The sequence below is a fragment of the Amycolatopsis coloradensis genome (genome assembly GCF_001953865.1).
Lineage (GTDB): Bacteria > Actinomycetota > Actinomycetes > Mycobacteriales > Pseudonocardiaceae > Amycolatopsis > Amycolatopsis coloradensis.
In genome coordinates this window covers 1-15,292 of record NZ_MQUQ01000037.1, presented here as the reverse complement: position 1 = coordinate 15,292, position 15,292 = coordinate 1, and the positions used below count along the sequence as shown (strand labels likewise).

Sequence of the window (15,292 nt, the reverse complement as noted above, 5' to 3'; positions counted from 1 at the left end):
ATGTCCGCATGACAACGACCAAGAAGATCGCCCTCGACTGCTTCGAGAACCTGTTCGTGCACAAGGACTTCGCCGCCGCCGCCGCGAACGTGCACCCGGATTTCGTCACCCACAGCCCGGGTCTCCCGTCGGGCCGTGACGCTTTCGTGGCAGCGGTGAAGAATTCGCCGCTGGCGAGCGCGGACGTCTCCGTTAAACGTGTGATCGCCGACGACGATCACGCCGTCGTGCACCTGCACGTGGTCCCGGCGGGCGACGACCGCGGCACCGCCGTCGTCGACATCATCCGCGTCGAGAACGGGCTCATCGTGGAACATTGGGACGTCAAGCAGCCGGTGCCGCCCGCCGCCGAAACCCCGAACGGGATGTTCTAGGGCTTGACCTGCGCGTCGCGGATGTCGTCCTCGGCGAACGCGACGCGCGAACCGGCCTTCACGACCCCGGCGGGCAGGGTCGAGTGCAGCGCGCACGCCACCGCCGAGTCCAGCAGGGTCGCCGCGACGCCGACGCGACCGTCCACGAACTGATCCACCCGGTGCGGCCGCATCCCGCAAGCTGAGCGAGCACCGGCCGGCACGGGTAGCGTGCGAAGACATGATCGGTCTGCCCGACACCATCACGGCCTGCCTCTTCGACCTCGACGGCGTACTGACCGGAACCGCGGTCCAGCACCGCGAAGCGTGGAAACGCACGTTCGACGACTTCCTGCGCACCCGCGACGGTGACGCGTTCACTCCCTTCACCGACGCCGACTACGCGGCCTACGTCGACGGAAGGCCGAGGGCGGACGGCGTCCGCACCTTCCTCACCTCGCGCGGGATCGAACTGCCCGAGGGCGAGCCGGACGACGCCGTCGACGCCGCCACCGTCAACGGCGTCGGGAACCGCAAGAACGAACTCGTCCTGAAGATCATCGACGAAGAGGGCGTGACCCCGTACCCGGGTTCCGTGCGGTATCTGGAGGCGGCGAAGGCGGCCGGATTGCGCATCGGCGTCGTCACCTCGTCGGCCAACGGCGCGAAGGTGCTCGACGCCGCCGACCTGACCAAATTCGTCGAAGCGCGGATCGACGGGATCGTGCTCGCCGAAAAGAACCTGCGTGGCAAACCCGCCCCCGATTCGTTCCTCGCCGGTGCCGAGGCGTTCGGTGTCGCACCGGAACACGCCGCCGTCTTCGAGGACGCGCTCGCGGGCGTGCAAGCCGGGAAGGACGGCGCTTTCGGTTACGTGGTCGGGGTGAACCGCGCGCATCAGGCGGGCGAACTGCTCGAACACGGCGCCGACGTCGTGGTGGACGACCTCGCCGAACTCCTGGAGGACAGCAAGTGACCGACTCGTATTTCCGCGGCTACGAGGTCGCGCCCTGGGAACTGCGCTGGCACGGCATGGACGTCGACGCCCTGCAGCGCACCGAATCGGCGTTCGCGGTGTCCAACGGGCACATCGGCCTGCGCGGCACGCTGGAGGAGGCCGAGCCCCGCGGCCTGCCGGGCACGTACTTGAACGGTTTCTACGAGCAGCACGATCTTCCGTACGCGGAAACCGGCTACGGTTACCCGGAAGAGGGCCAGACCGTCGTCAACGTGACCGACGGCAAGATCATCCGGCTGCTGGTCGAGGACGAACCGCTCGACATGCGGTACGGCCAGGCGACCGAGCACGACCGCGTCCTCGACTTCCGGAAGGGCACGCTCGCGCGGAACACCGTGTGGTCCTCGCCGACCGGGCGCCGGGTCCGGGTGAAGACCGAACGCCTGGTCTCCTTCACCCAGCGGGCCGTCGCCGCGATCCGGTACGAGGTCGAACCGCTCGACGACGAACTCCAGCTGGTGGTGCAGTCGGATCTGCTGGCCAACGAGCCGATCGAGTCCGACACCCGTGATCCGCGGGTCGCGGCGGCGCTGGAATCGCCGCTGGTCGCGGAGTTCCACCAGTCCGAGGCCTACCACGCCGTGCTGGTGCACCAGACCCGCAAGTCCGGGCTGCGGATGGCCGCGGCGATGGACCACAAGATCGACGTCACCGACGGCGTCCGCACGCACATCCAGGCCGAAGAGGACCTGGCGCGGCTCACCATCGCCGTCGACGTGCCCAAGGGCGGGCGGCTGCGGATCACCAAGTTCCTCGCCTACGGCTGGTCCGCGCAACGCTCGGTACCCGCCGTGCGCGCCCAGGTCGACGCCGCGCTGGCCGGCGCGCGGCAGACCGGCTGGAAGGGGCTTCTCGCCGAGCAGAAGGAGTTCCTCGACGACTTCTGGGAGACCTCGGACATCGAGATCGACGGTGATCCGGAACTCCAGCAGGCGGTGCGGTTCGCGCTCTTCCATCTCCTGCAAGCCGGCGCCCGCGGTGAGACAAGGGCGTTGGCGGGCAAGGGTTTGACCGGCCCCGGATACGACGGGCACGCGTTCTGGGACACCGAGACCTTCGTCCTGCCCGTGCTCACCTACAGCATGCCGGACGCCGCCCGCGACGCCCTGCGCTGGCGTCACTCCACTTTGGACAAGGCAAGGGAAAGGGCAGCACAACTGGGTTTACGCGGCGCGGCGTTCCCCTGGCGATCCATCAACGGCGCGGAATGCTCGGCGTACTGGCCGGCGGGCACGGCGGCGTTCCACGTCAGCGCGGACATCTCCGACGCCGTCGTGCGCTACCTCAACGCCACCGGCGACAGCGAGTTCCTGCGGACCTGCGGCGCGGAACTGCTCCTCGAAACCGCGCGGATGTGGTTGTCGCTCGGCCATTTCGACCGCCAGGGCCGGTTCCGGATCGACGGTGTCACCGGGCCGGACGAGTACTCCGCGGTGGCGGACAACAACGTCTACACGAACCTGATGGCACGCCGGAACCTGTTCTACGCGGCCGAAATCTGCGGACAGCACGAGGACATCGCGACCGCTTTCGACGTCCGCGCGGACGAGGCCGAGCTGTGGCGCAAGGCGGCCGACGCGATGCTGCTGCCGTATGACGAGGACCTCGGTGTCCACCCGCAGTCCGAAGGATTCCTGGAGCACGACGAGTGGAATTTCGAGGCCACCGGCCAGGAATTCTACCCGCTGCTGCTGCACTTCCCGTACTTCGACCTGTACCGGAAGCAAGTGGTCAAGCAGGCGGACCTGGTGCTCGCGCTGCACCTGTGCGGGGATTCCTTCACTCCGGAGGAAAAGGCGCGCGACTTCGCCTACTACGAAGCGCGGACGGTGCGGGATTCCTCGCTGTCGGCGGGAACACAGGCCGTTGTGGCGGCCGAGGTCGGACATCTCGAACTGGCCTACGACTATCTCGCCGAGGCCGCGCTCACCGACCTGCACGACGTGCACAACAACGTCCGCAACGGCCTGCACCTGGCTTCGCTGGCGGGCGCTTGGCAGGGCACTGTCGCGGGATTCGGCGGGCTACGCGACCACGGCGGCCGGCTCACCTTCGCACCGCGACTGCCTCCGCAGTTGCGGCGCATCGCGTTCCGGCTGACCTTCCGCGGCACCCGGTTCCAGGTGGAGATCGACGGCGAAGGCGCGACGTATCACGTGATCGCCGGGGAGCCGCTCGAGCTGGCGCACCACGGCGAGACGTTCACCGTGACCGCGGAGTCGGTGCGGCTGCCGATCCCGGCGATCGACCCGGGCCCGGCGCCGGCCCAGCCTCCGGGGCGGGCTCCGGCGCGGCGGCGACCGAAGGGCGCTTGACCGGCGAGGAGTCGGCAGGCGGCCTTCGCGGCCGAGCGCTCAGTCCGGGGGTTCGATCGGCACTTCGCCGCTGCCTGGCACACCGTCGACCTCCTCGGTGCCGTGCGGGCCGATGTCGCGGTTGGGCGCGCTCGGCACGTCGGTCTTCGGCTGGGTCTTGCGGAGGTCTTCGAGGTCTTCGTCGTCGTCCTGTCCGAAGCTCTTCTTGCTTTCCCTCATGTGTCCGGGGTACCCGTTCCCGGCCGGATGCGCCAGTTTTCAGGCGGCTTTCGCCGGTTTTCCCTCGAGGGCGACCAGGCCGTCGAGCAGGCCGAGCAGCAGCCCGTCCCTGGTGGACCACGGGCAGATGGCGACCTGGCCGCCGGAAAGCGTCAGCAGTGCCTCGGCGACGATCGCGCCCGCGAGCGCCTGATGGGAACGTTGCCGCGAGATGCCCGGGAGTTCGGCGCGGCGTTTCGCCGGCAGTTTCGCGAGCCGCGGGATCCACGCGCGGAGGTCTTCGAGGTGCAGTTCCCGTGCGCGGGAGGGTCTGTCGCCGGCGAGCCGGGCGAGTTGCCGCAGCACCTTGGAGCAGCCGACGGCGCGGTGATCGCGGATCTCCGGCAGCACGTCCTGCATCGCTTCGCGGACCTCGTCGAGGACGTGGTCACGCATGGCCCGCACGACCTTGGGCGACGGGCATTCGGTGGCGAACCAGTCCCGCGTGAGCGACCGGGCGCCCAGCGGCAGCGAGTGCGCGAACTCGGCTTCCTCGGCGTGGCCCGCGGCGAGTTCGACGGTCCCGCCGCCGATGTCGAGCACCAGCAGCGCGCCCGCGGAGGCGCCGTACCACCGGCGCGCGCCGACGTAGGCCAGTTCCGCCTCACGGCGGCCGGTGAGGAATCGCAGGGTGACACCGGTGGTCTTGGCGACGTCGCAGACGACCTGCTTCACGTTGGCCGCGTCGCGGATCGAGGAGGTCGCGAGCGGATACACATTCTCGACGCCGTGCTTGGCCGCTGTCGTCATTCCGGCTTCGACGGCGCAGGAGACCGCGTCGACGCCGCGGCGGCTGAGGTTCCCTTTTTCGTCGAGTTCACGGTCCAGCCGCAGGCGCGTCTGGTGGCTCAGCACGGGGTCGAGCGGTGAGCCGCCCTTGGCAAGAACCACCAGCCGTGCGCTGAACGACCCGACGTCCAGGACTGCGGCGGACGGTCCCTCGATCTGCTTGCGCACGCGAGGCACCTCACCTTCATCGCGAACGTATGCCCCCGAGATCTCCGTTTCACTCCTGATAATGGCCGATTTTCTTGCCGTTCAGGCGTGCTTTACGTTCTCTTTCCACCGAAATGCCGCTTTTTGACCACATCGGTGCAGGTCGAGGGTACCGTAACGATACAGGTGAGAGGTTCGACTCCTCCGAGCGTCGTGTCCTCCGAACGAACTAGTCGACCAGTTCGCGCAACTTCGACACCTGCGCGACCCTGGCTTCGCGCCCCGGGAGCAGCGGATTGACCACCAGTGTGGTGGCCCCTGCCTCGCGGAAAGCGGCCAGCCGTTCCTTGACGTAGCCCTCGGGGCCGATCAGCGAGATCGCCCTGATCAGCTCCCTCGGCACGGCCGCGGCGGCCTCGTCCTTCTTGCCGTCCAGGTACAGGTCCTGGATGAGCTTGGCTTCGGCCTCATAACCGTAGCGCTGCGCGAGACTGTTGTAGAAGTTCTTGCCGCGGGCACCCATGCCGCCGATGTACAGCGCCAGCATGCCGCGCAGGTGGTCCAGCAGCCCGTCGACGTCGTCGCCGATCGCCAGCGCGGTTCCGACGAAGGTGTCCAGCTCGCCCAGCGACGGGTCGCGTTTCGCCTTGCCCTCGGCCAGCGACGCGCCCCAGACGTCGGCGGCCTTTTCGGGGTGGAAGAAGATCGGCTCCCAGCCCTCGGCGAGTTCGGCGGTGAGCGCGACGTTCTTCGGGCCGATCGAGGCCAGCAGGATCGGGATCCGCTCGCGCACCGGGTGATTGATCAGCTTCAGCGGCTTGCCGAGGCCAGTGCCCTGCTCCGGCGGCAACGGGATGGTGTAGTGCGCGCCGGAGTGCACGACCTTCTCCCGCCGCCACACCTGACGGCAGATGTCGATGATCTCGCGGGTCCTGCCGAGCGGCGCGTCGTACTTCACGCCGTGGAAACCCTCGATGACCTGCGGACCGGACGCGCCGATGCCGAGGGTGAACCGGCCGTCGGAGACGAAGTCGAGCCCGGCGGCGGTCATCGCGGTCAGCGTCGGCGTCCGCGTGTAGATCTGGAAGATGCCGGAGGCGATCTGCACCCGCTCGGTCTTCGCGGCGACGTAGCCGAGCTGGCTGACCGCGTCGAACGAGTAGGCCTCGGGGACGAAGACGATGTCCAGCCCGGCCTTCTCCAGCTCGACGATGTCCGCCACGCTCTCGGCGAAACCACCGGCGTAGTTGATCGCGGTCCCGACCCTCATCCGCATCTCCTCTCAAGTTACTGAGCGTTCGCTTAGCGATAGTATGCCCGGTGCAGGGTCGCCGCGAACTCGAGGACGATGCCGCCGTCGTCGTGCATCCGCCGCGCACCCTCGAGGAACCGGCGGCGGAACTCCGCACCGCGCTCGGGCGGCAGCGCCGCGATCATCTCGGCAAGGCCCCGCGGCATCATCCAGGCCAGCAGGTCGTCCGGGCCGTCCAGCGGCTTGGGCAGCTCGACGGTTTCCCTCGTCAGGTCCACGAACCCGGCCTCGACGAGCAGCGCGTCGAGCTGGTCGAACGTCATCGGGCCGGGTTGCGCGGCCTTCGGCTCGGCGGCCCCGCCGGGAGCGAAGAACTCCACGCTCAGGTCCTGGAACCACGCCAGGCGGCCGACGGACTGCCGTTCGAGGGACAACGCGACCGTGCCGCCCGGCGCCAGTACCCGCCGGAATTCGGTCAGCGCGGCCAGGGGGTCGTCGAGCACCTGCAGCACGAAACCGGCGGTGACCAGATCGAACGACCCGTCCGCGAACTCCATCCGATAGAGGTCTCCCTCGCTCGCGGAGATCTCGGGATGTTCCTCGGCCAGTCGCCGCATCATCAACGGTGACGCGTCGATGGCGGTGACGGCACAGCCCTTGGCCAGTGCCGCCCGCGCCACCGCCCCGCGCCCGGCCCCGACGTCCAGCACCCGGACGCCGGGGGCCGGGTCCGCCAAGGCGACCAGGTCCTTCCCCACGTCGGCGACGTAGAAGAAGATGTCCTCGTAGCGGTCCACGAGCTGGTCGTACTTCGCCTTCGCCTGCGCGGTAGTCACCATCGGGCGAGGGTATTTACGGCCGCCGCCGCCGAGATACCGCTATTTGTGTGCGGACACCCACGCCTTGACGACGTCGTCGAGCACCCGCAGCGGCAGGATCCCGTTGCTCAGCACGACCTCGTGGAAGCCCTTGATGTCGAACCGGTCGCCGAGCGCGGCCTCGGCCTCGGCACGGATCCGCTCGATCTCCAGCCTGCCCACCATGTACGACAGTGCCTGGCCGGGAACCGCGGCGTAGCGGTCGATCTCGGCCTCGATCTCCACCCTGGCCATCGGCGTGTTCTCGGCCAGGAAGTCGACGGCCTGCTGTCGGCTCCAGCCGAGCGCGTGCATCCCGGTGTCGACGACCAGCCGCCCCGCACGCATCGAATCCTGGGTGAGCATGCCGAAGCGGGTCAGGTCGCTGGAGTACAGGCCCATCTCGTCGGCGAGGCGCTCCGAGTAGAGCCCCCAGCCTTCGACGTAGGCGTTGACGTCGGCGTGCCCGCGCAGCATCGGCAGGCCCTTGAGCTTGTGCGCGATGCAGATCTGGAAGTGGTGCCCCGGAACGGCCTCGTGAAAGGCGATCGCCTCGCTCGTGTGCTTCGGGCGCTGCTCGGCCTCGTAGGTGTTCGCGTAGTAGGTGCCCGGCCGCGAGCCGTCGAGTGCCGCCTCGATGTAGTACGCCAGCGTGCCGCCGGGCGCCTCCGCGGGCGGGACCGGTTCGACCTCGCACCGCTCTTCGGGGATGGTCGAGAACCATTGTGGCGCCACGGCTTCCGCACGGGTGATGGCGGCACGCGCGGCGTCGAGCAGCTCGTCGCCGTCACGCCAGCGCAGGGCCGGGTCGGTGCGGAGCCGTTCGAAGATCTCGCCGAGATCCTCGGTACCGAAGATCTTCTCGCCCAGCTCGCGGTACTGGTCGGCCAGTTTCGCGATCATGTCGAGACCGGTGTCGTGCAGGTCCTGTGCGGTGCGCTCGGTGGACGTGTGCGCCCGGATCAGCGCGGCGTACTTCTCCTGCCCGCCGGGAAGCGCGCACAAGCCCGGTTCCTTCTCGGTCTTCGCCACGGGACGCAACTCGGTGGCGAGGAAGTCGCGGTACCGGGTGTAGGCGGGCCGGACGACCTCGGCCAGCAGCCGGTCCCGTTCGGCTTCGTAGCCCTCCACGGAAACGGACGCGGTGAGCGCCAGCGGGTCACCCGCCTCGTCACCGAGATAGCGCTCCACGTAAGCGATTCCGCCTTCGACGAGGAAGCCGGGCGGGATCAGTCCGTCGGCCGCCGCCGCGCGCTGGCGCACGATCAGGGCGTCCAGATAAGCTCCCATCCCGTCCAGCCGCTTCAAGTAGCCGCGGACCTTTTCCTCGTCGTTCAGCGTCAGCACCGCGAGTTCGTTGAGCATGAACAACGCGGGCGACGCCAGCCCGTCGCTGACCGAGAACTCGGCGGCGCGGGCGTCGACGACGTCGATCATCGCCTTCGCCTGCTGGATCACGACCTCGCGGGTGACCGCCTCGGCCGGGGAAAGTCCTTCTGTGACAAGGGCTTCGGCTCGCTCGGCGATGGCGGCCGTCGCCGCGCGCTGTGCGGCCGCGGCTTCCGCGCTCGGGTCGGGCAGCGAGCCGTGGTCACCGGGCAGCCCGAGCAGGGACCGCCACAGCGGGAACTCCTCGAACTTGAGCTCCATCAGCTCGCCGGCGAGGCTGTTCGGGGTGTCGCCGTGACCGGCGACCCAGTCGCGGACCACGCCGTCCAGCACCGAAAGCGGCAGCGATCCCCCGCCGAGCACGACGTCGTGGAAGGCCTTGATGTCGAACCGGCCGCCCAGCGTCAGCTCCGCTTCCTCGCGGATGCGCTGGATCTCCAGGCGTCCCACCATGTACGACAGCGCCTGGCCGGGGAAGGCGATGTAACGGTCCACTTCGGACTCGATCTCGACCAGTGCCATCGGCGTGTTCTCGGTGAGGAAGTCGATGGCCTGCCGGCGGCTCCAGCCCAGCGCGTGAAGCCCGGTGTCGACGACCAGCCGTCCGGCACGCATCGAGTCCATGGTCAGCATGCCGAGTTTCGCGACGTCGTCGGAGTAAAGCCCCATCTCGTCGGCGAGGCGCTCGGTGTAAAGGCCCCAGCCCTCGGCGTACGCGGTGAAGTCGCCGATGCGGCGCAGCACCGGAAGCTCGGTGAGGCCCTGCGCGAGGCTCAGCTGGAAGTGGTGGCCGGGGATGGCCTCGTGGAACGCCGTCGCCTCCGCCGCGTGCCGGAACCGTTCCTCCGCCTTGTGGGTGTTGGCGAAGTAGATCCCCGGCCGGGAACCGTCGATCGCGGGCCACATGTAGTACGCGGCGGGAGCGCCCGGCGCGGATTCGACGGGGACCGCCTCGACCTTCCACGGCTGCGGCGGGATCCGGCCGAACCACTTCGGCGCCTCGGCTTCGGCCCTGGTGATGGCCGCGCGGGCGGAGTCGAGCATCTCCTCGGCGCTCGACCAGCGCAGGTCCGGGTCGGTGCGGAGTTTGGTGAAGATCTCGGCGAGGTCGGTGGTGCCGAAGACGCGGGAGCCGTGCTCGCGGTATTCGGCGGCGAGGTTCGCGATCACGTCGAGCCCGGTCTGGTGCAGCTCACGCGGAGTGCGGACGGTCGTGGTGTGCATCTCGGCGAGCAAGGCGTAGATGCGCTCGCCGTCGGGCAGCCAGCAGACGCCGGGCTTGTCCTCGGGACGGCCGTGCGGCGCGACCTCCTTCGCCAGCACCTCGCGGTACTCGGCGATCGCCGGCCGGACGACGTCGGTCAGCAGGGCGGAACGGCGGGTCTCGAAGTCGTCGTCGGGCGCGGGCTGGCGCAGCAGCGGGTCTGCCGACGGCTCGGCGAGGTGCCGGTCGAGGTACGCGACGGTGGCGTCGACCAGGTAGGCGACCGGGACCAGGCCGCGGGCGACACCGTCACGATGGCGCTGGGCGGCCTGCCGCAGGTACTCGGGGATGGCGGCGATCCGCCCGAGATGCGCCTCCGCCTGCGCGCCCGTGCCGACCGACATCATCGGCAGCACGGTGAGCACCTCGGCGGCGGGCGAGATGAACAGGTCGCTGACGGTGAACTCGACGAACCGCGAGTCCAGCAGCGCGATCCTCGCCCGCGCTATCGCGATCAGGACGTCGCGAGTGGTCTTCTCCTCCGCGCTCAACCCGTCGGTCCCGATGGCCTCGGCCCGCTCGGCGAAACCGGACAGCTTCGCGCGGAAGGCGTCTCCCGCGGCCTCGCTGAGATCGGTGAGCCCGGTCGATTCCGGACGAAAGCCCTGCAAAGCGGGCGTGACCGGCTCGGCGTCGAAGAGGGCTTCGACGAACTCGTCGGCGAGGGCGGAGACTTCGCTCATGTTTCTTCCCCAGTGATCGGCGGAGGCGGTATCCCCGACCCTAATGGAGAGCACGACCTACCGAAGCCGGGTTTTGCGGCACCCGGACGGCCTCTCCCGCGGCTCCGGGGCCGAGACGGTAGCGTTCCCGGACGTGGCCGTGACCGATCCCGTGGATACCCGCCTGCTCGCCGCCCTCGCGGACCTGGGCAAGGCGGCCGTGCACGAACTCGCGGCGAAGGTCGGGATGGACCCGCGTGAGGTCGCCTACCGGCTGGTCGCCCTCTCGGGGAGCGGGTTGCCGCTGCTCGTGGGCGTGGAAAGCGACCCGAACGGGCTACGCGCCGCCATCGCCGCCTCTCCCCCTTCCTGGGCACAGCAGCAGCCTCAGCAGCGTCCGCCTGGTCAGGGATCCGGGCCGTACACCGTCCAGGGCACCCCGTCCGGGCCGTACACCGTCCAGGGCACCCCGTCCGGGCCGTACACCGTCCAGGGAACGCCGTCGGGTCCGTACAACGTGCACGGAACGCCTTCGGGCCGTTACCCCGGTCCGCCGTCCGCCCCGGTGCGCCAGCCGATGGCACCGCCGCCCCAGCAGCGTCCGCCCGTCCCACCGCAGCAGCAGTTCGCGCCCCCGATGGCGCCCGCCGACCCGGTGATGAGCACCTGGGGCGTCCCGCAGACCGCGTCCTGGGCCCGCGGCGACGAACAGCAGGTCACGCCGCGGCAGGTCCCGGAGGGCAAGAAGGGCCGGACCGGCGACGTCATGGAGACCCAGGGCCTGGAAGGCGAGCAGCTCGCCGTCCAGTTGCTCGAGGTCCAGGACCCGGCGGACTACCTGTTCAGCGCGGCGGGCTACTCGCTGGAGGCCGGGGAGCGGTCGGTCGTGGTGCACACCGAGATCACCAACCGCGGGAACACCCCGTTCGTCTCGCTGCCGGACAACTACCTCGAACTGCTCACCGCGGACGGCACACCGGTCACGAAGGCGCCGGTCTCCCTGACCTCACGGCCGCCGCACAAGATCGGCGTCCGGCCGGGCGAGACCCTCGGCGGCCACACCGTCTACGTGCTTCCGGACGCCACCCGCGTGGTCGCCGTGCGCTGGTCGCCCCGGCCGGAACCGGACGAGCGCACGCTGACCTGGTCGATCGACGACTAGTTCTCGTCCTGCAAGATCCGCAGCGCGTTGGCGAGGTCGTCCGGGTACTCCGACTCGAACTCGACCCAGCGCCCGTCGGACGGGTGCGCGAAGCCGAGCGTCTTCGCGTGCAGCCACTGCCGGGAAAGGCCGAGCTTGCGCGCCAGTACCGGGTCGGCGCCGTAGGTCAGGTCGCCGGCGCACGGATGCTTGAGCGCCGAGAAGTGCACGCGGATCTGGTGCGTGCGGCCCGTCTCCAGCTTGATCTGGGCCAGCGACGCGGCACGGAAGGCCTCGACGACCTCGTAATGCGTGACGCTGGGCCGTCCGCCCTGTACGACGGCGAACTTGTAGTCGTGCCGGGGGTGCCGGTCGATCGGCGCGTCGATGGTGCCGCGGGTCGGATCCGGGTGGCCTTGGACGACGGCGTGGTAGCCCTTGTCGACGGTGCGTTCCTTGAACGCCCGCTTCAGCACGGTGTACGCGTGCTCGCTCTTGGCCACGACCATCACGCCGGTGGTGCCGGCGTCCAGCCGGTGCACGACACCCTGGCGTTCGGCCGCGCCCGAAGTCGCGATCCGCAGCCCGGCGGCGGCGAGCCCGGCGACGACGGTCGGGCCGGTCCAGCCGGGACTCGGGTGCACGGCGACGCCGACCGGCTTCGAGATCACCACGATGTCGTCGTCGTCGTGCAGAATCTTCATCCCGTCGACGGGTTCCGCGACGACCTCGATGGGTGAGGCCGGATCAGGAAGGGTCACTTCGAGCAGCCCGCCGGCGGCCAGCCGGTCCGACTTCCCGGCGGGCCTGCCGTCGAGCAGGATCTCGCCGGATTCGGCCAGTTCCGCCACGACCGTGCGGGAAAGTCCCAGTAGTTTCGCCAGTCCCGCGTCGACGCGCATTCCGTCGAGCCCGTCGGGAACGGGCAGCATACGCGCGCTCATTCGGTTGCCGCTTTCTTCTTGTCTTTTGTAGATGATCCGTCGTAGTCCTTGCCCAGCAAGGAAAGGATCACGATGAGCACCCCGCCGACGCAGATCGCGGAGTCGGCGACGTTGAAGATCGCCCAGCCCTGCCCGTTCGGCGCGAACGCGGAGATCATGTCGACGACGTGGCCCCGCAGCGGGCCCGGCGCGCGGAAGATCCGGTCGGTCAGGTTGCCGAGCGCGCCCGCCAGCACGAGGCCGAGGCCGATCGCCCAGCCGACCGAACGCAGCCGCCGCGCCAGCCAGACGATGGCGACCACGACCGCGGCCGCGACCAGCGCGAGCACCCAGGTCAGCCCGGTCGCCATCGAGAAGGCGGCGCCGGGGTTGCGCACGAGCTGGAAGTACACCAGCCCGCCGAGGAACTCGACCGGCTGCTTGCCCTCCAGCGTGGACACGGCGATCTGCTTGGTGAGGAGGTCGATCCCCCACAGCACCGCGGCGACGGCGAACACCACGGCGACGCGCTTTTTGGGCAGCGGCGGCGACGGTGGCGCGGTTTCGGGCTCTGTACTCACTCACCCATTGTCCACTGAGCGTGCTCAGGTCTCCTCGGCGGCCGCCTTCGGCCTGCTCAGCAGCGCCGTAAACGCCCCGGCGAGCGCGACCAGCGACGACAGCACCAGTGCGAGCTGTCCTTGGGCGAGCACGACCGCGCAGAGCACGAACACCGCGGCCACGACCAGCACCAGCACACTGCGGTCCAGCCAGGCGAGCAAGGCCAGGCCCAGTGTCAGCAGGACCGCGCTCCGCGTGTCGCCGTCCATGTCGAGTTCCCAGTAGCCGACCAGATCCGCCAGCACGATGGCGACCAGGCCGCCGAGGGCGATCGCGGCGACCTTCCACCACGGCAGGCGCTTCGACCGGAAGGCATAGAAGAGCACGGTGCCGAGGTAGACCGCGAGCACGGCGAACAGCCAGTTGTCCAGCCGGCTCATGCCGATGACCGAAACGGCGGACACGGCTTCACGGCTCATCTCCACGCCGTAAAGCCCTTGGTACTGCCCTTGCCCGGGAGGAGGCGCGTAGGCGAACCAGCCCTCGGAACGGCTCGTGCCGACGGACAAGGCCACCACCGTCAGCTGGGCGAATCCCAGCAACGCCAGCGGAAACCAGTAACGCGGTCGCTCGCTCCCCATGCGAGGGGAGAGTAGTGGGTCAGGCGCAGAACGGGGGCAGCTCCCGCGGATCCCCTTCGGGAACCCAGCGGCCTTCCGGCTTCTCGTACTGCCAGCGGGCGCCGCGGGCGACGATCTGGCGCAGGGCCAGGACGACCCGGTCCACGTGCTCGGTGGTGCTGCCGAGGCCGAGGCTGACCCGGACGGCCTGCTGGCCGGTCGAACCGGCGGCGGAGATCAGCCGTTTGGTGGCGACGTGCGCGCAGAACGCGCCGTCCCGCACGCCGATGCCGTACTCCGCGGACAGGACCGCGGCGAGCCAGCCGGGCTCGAAGCCGTCGACGACGAAGCTGAGCGTGCCGACCCGGTCGACCGGCGCGTCGAACAGCCGCAGTTCGGCGAAACCGGGGATGCCCGCGAGACCACGCCGCAGCCGCGCCAGCAGTTCGTCTTCGTGGGCGACGATGGCGTCCCAGTTCCCGGCCAGCGTCTCGCAGGCGACACCGAGCGCGTAGACGCCGACAGTGTTGGGGGAACCGGCTTCGTGCCGCTCGGCACCGGCGTTCCAGACCACGCCGAGGTCTTCGGAGTCGCGGGTGACGAGCTTCGTCGCGCCACCACCGGCGAGGTACGGCTGGGCGGCGCGCAGCCAGTCGGCGCGGCCGATCAGCGCGCCCGCACCGAAGGGTGCGTACAACTTGTGGCCAGACAGCGCGACGTAGTCGACGTCCAGTTTGCGCACGGAGATCTTGCGGTGCGGCGCGAGCTGCGCGGCGTCGAGTGCGATCCGGGCGCCGTGCCGTCGCGCGACGGCGGCGATCTCCTTGACCGGCAACAGTTCCCCGGTCACGTTGGACGCGCCGGTGAGGACGACCAGCCGCGGGCCCTGCGGGCAGTCGGCGAGCGCTTCGTCCACAGCGGACACCGCGGCGAGACGGGTGCGCGGCGTCTGGATCCGGCGGACGTTCGGGCCCTTCCACGGCAGCAGCGCGGCGTGGTGGTCGGTGTCGAACACGACGACCGACGTGTGCTTCGGCAGGCTGCGCGCGAGAAGGTTGAAGGAATCGGTGGTGTTGCGGGTGAACACGACGGTGTCGGTCGACCGCGCGTCGACGAAGTCCCGCAGGATTCCCCGCGTGCGCTCGTAAAGTTTGGTGGAGACCTGCGAGGCGAACCCGGCGCCGCGGTGGACGCTGGCGTACCAGGGCAGGAATTCGTCGACCGCGTCGCGCACCTTGTCCAGACAGGGGGCGCTCGCCGCGTGATCGAGGTTGGCGTACGCGATGTCGCCGCCGGTGACCAGCGGAACCCGCAGATCGGCGCACGCGACTGTCGGGATTTCGTGTGTGACAACGGCTTCCGCGACAGGGGCGGGAGTGCTGGTGCTGGTGCGTTCGAGAGCGAGAGTCATCGTCATCCTCCGGGCCAGGGGACCCGACGAGGATCCCGCGCTTGCCCGCCGCACCGCGCGACGAGCCAGGTCCTCACCCGGGGCACCCCGCCGCGGAAGGAGGGTTGCCGGTCAGCTAGCCGGGGCTTGACGCTGACACTCGTGACCTACAGACGAAGTTAGCCGATCCACCGGCGATCAAGCCACCCCTTGTCCGCATGTTGAGACGCCGGTCACGCATCCCGCAACCGAGGAGAACCCACGCAATTCGTCCTCTAGTTGCGGTACTTGCACACGCAAGTACCGCAACTAGATGAGTGATTCCGTGAAGTTGGTGTTAGTGATCGAACGCG

Annotated in this window: 14 protein-coding genes and 1 riboswitch; of the genes, 4 read left to right on the top strand and 10 right to left on the bottom strand. The window is 69.5% G+C overall.

The window, feature by feature from the left end:
- Window positions 1-8: 8 nt before the first annotated feature.
- On the top strand, window positions 9-374 hold the full coding sequence (locus tag BS329_RS39760; RefSeq protein WP_076168546.1) for a nuclear transport factor 2 family protein: 366 nt from the start codon (window positions 9-11) through the stop codon (window positions 372-374).
- On the opposite strand, the gene BS329_RS43190 is transcribed toward BS329_RS39760, so the two are convergent.
- Window positions 371-520 carry a hypothetical protein gene (locus BS329_RS43190; RefSeq protein ID WP_244197476.1) on the bottom strand — a complete coding sequence of 50 codons (150 nt, stop codon included), beginning with the start codon at window positions 518-520 and terminating at the stop codon, window positions 371-373. The genes BS329_RS39760 and BS329_RS43190 overlap by 4 nt on opposite strands.
- 74 nt (window positions 521-594) lie before the next feature.
- Here BS329_RS43190 and BS329_RS39755 point away from each other — a divergent pair, with 74 nt between their 5' ends.
- Window positions 595-1,329, top strand: coding sequence for an HAD family hydrolase (locus BS329_RS39755; protein ID WP_076168544.1), 735 nt, complete (start codon window positions 595-597; stop codon window positions 1,327-1,329).
- A gap of 56 nt (window positions 1,330-1,385) precedes the next feature.
- Window positions 1,386-3,686, top strand: a complete 2,301-nt coding sequence (locus BS329_RS39750; protein WP_425266399.1) for a glycoside hydrolase family 65 protein — start codon at window positions 1,386-1,388, stop codon at window positions 3,684-3,686.
- Between the two features lie 39 nt (window positions 3,687-3,725).
- Here BS329_RS39750 and BS329_RS39745 read toward each other — a convergent pair whose 3' ends face one another.
- The 5 genes from BS329_RS39745 to BS329_RS39725 form a co-directional block, all read right to left on the bottom strand.
- The gene (locus BS329_RS39745) at window positions 3,726-3,905 is read right to left on the bottom strand and encodes a hypothetical protein (protein ID WP_076168540.1); all 180 of its coding nucleotides are present in this window, start codon (window positions 3,903-3,905) and stop codon (window positions 3,726-3,728) included.
- A 39-nt stretch (window positions 3,906-3,944) separates the two neighbouring features.
- Complete coding sequence (locus tag BS329_RS39740; RefSeq protein WP_076168539.1) at window positions 3,945-4,901, bottom strand: Ppx/GppA phosphatase family protein; 957 nt, start codon at window positions 4,899-4,901, stop codon at window positions 3,945-3,947.
- A gap of 208 nt (window positions 4,902-5,109) precedes the next feature.
- Entirely contained in the window at window positions 5,110-6,150 is a 1,041-nt protein-coding gene (locus tag BS329_RS39735) for an LLM class F420-dependent oxidoreductase (RefSeq protein ID WP_076168537.1), read from the bottom strand.
- 32 nt (window positions 6,151-6,182) lie between these two features.
- Window positions 6,183-6,971 (bottom strand): class I SAM-dependent methyltransferase, encoded by a 789-nt coding sequence (locus BS329_RS39730; RefSeq protein WP_076168536.1) that lies wholly within the window; start codon window positions 6,969-6,971, stop codon window positions 6,183-6,185.
- A gap of 39 nt (window positions 6,972-7,010) precedes the next feature.
- Window positions 7,011-10,325, bottom strand: a complete 3,315-nt coding sequence (locus tag BS329_RS39725; RefSeq protein WP_076168534.1) for a DUF885 domain-containing protein — start codon at window positions 10,323-10,325, stop codon at window positions 7,011-7,013.
- Between the two features lie 133 nt (window positions 10,326-10,458).
- Between BS329_RS39725 and BS329_RS39720 the strand changes: the two genes are divergently transcribed.
- Entirely contained in the window at window positions 10,459-11,466 is a 1,008-nt protein-coding gene (locus BS329_RS39720; protein WP_076168662.1) for an AsnC family protein, read from the top strand.
- Here the strand turns inward: BS329_RS39720 and BS329_RS39715 are convergent.
- The 4 genes from BS329_RS39715 to BS329_RS39700 are packed head-to-tail and all read right to left on the bottom strand — an operon-like array spanning window position 11,463 to window position 14,960.
- The gene (locus tag BS329_RS39715) at window positions 11,463-12,389 is read right to left on the bottom strand and encodes an RluA family pseudouridine synthase (protein ID WP_076168533.1); all 927 of its coding nucleotides are present in this window, start codon (window positions 12,387-12,389) and stop codon (window positions 11,463-11,465) included. The two genes, BS329_RS39720 and BS329_RS39715, sit on opposite strands and share 4 nt — an antisense overlap.
- Window positions 12,386-12,949, bottom strand: coding sequence for a signal peptidase II (gene lspA, locus BS329_RS39710; protein ID WP_076168531.1), 564 nt, complete (start codon window positions 12,947-12,949; stop codon window positions 12,386-12,388). The genes BS329_RS39715 and lspA overlap by 4 nt, the downstream gene beginning before the upstream one ends.
- A gap of 24 nt (window positions 12,950-12,973) precedes the next feature.
- A complete protein-coding gene (locus BS329_RS39705) occupies window positions 12,974-13,570 on the bottom strand; it encodes a hypothetical protein (RefSeq protein WP_076168529.1) in 597 nt (198 codons plus the stop codon).
- 19 nt (window positions 13,571-13,589) lie between these two features.
- Window positions 13,590-14,960: an aminotransferase class V-fold PLP-dependent enzyme gene (locus BS329_RS39700; RefSeq protein WP_076168528.1), complete on the bottom strand. Its 1,371-nt coding sequence runs from the start codon at window positions 14,958-14,960 to the stop codon at window positions 13,590-13,592.
- A 32-nt stretch (window positions 14,961-14,992) separates the two neighbouring features.
- Window positions 14,993-15,107: riboswitch (SAM riboswitch) on the bottom strand.
- Between the last annotated feature and the right edge of the window lie 185 nt (window positions 15,108-15,292).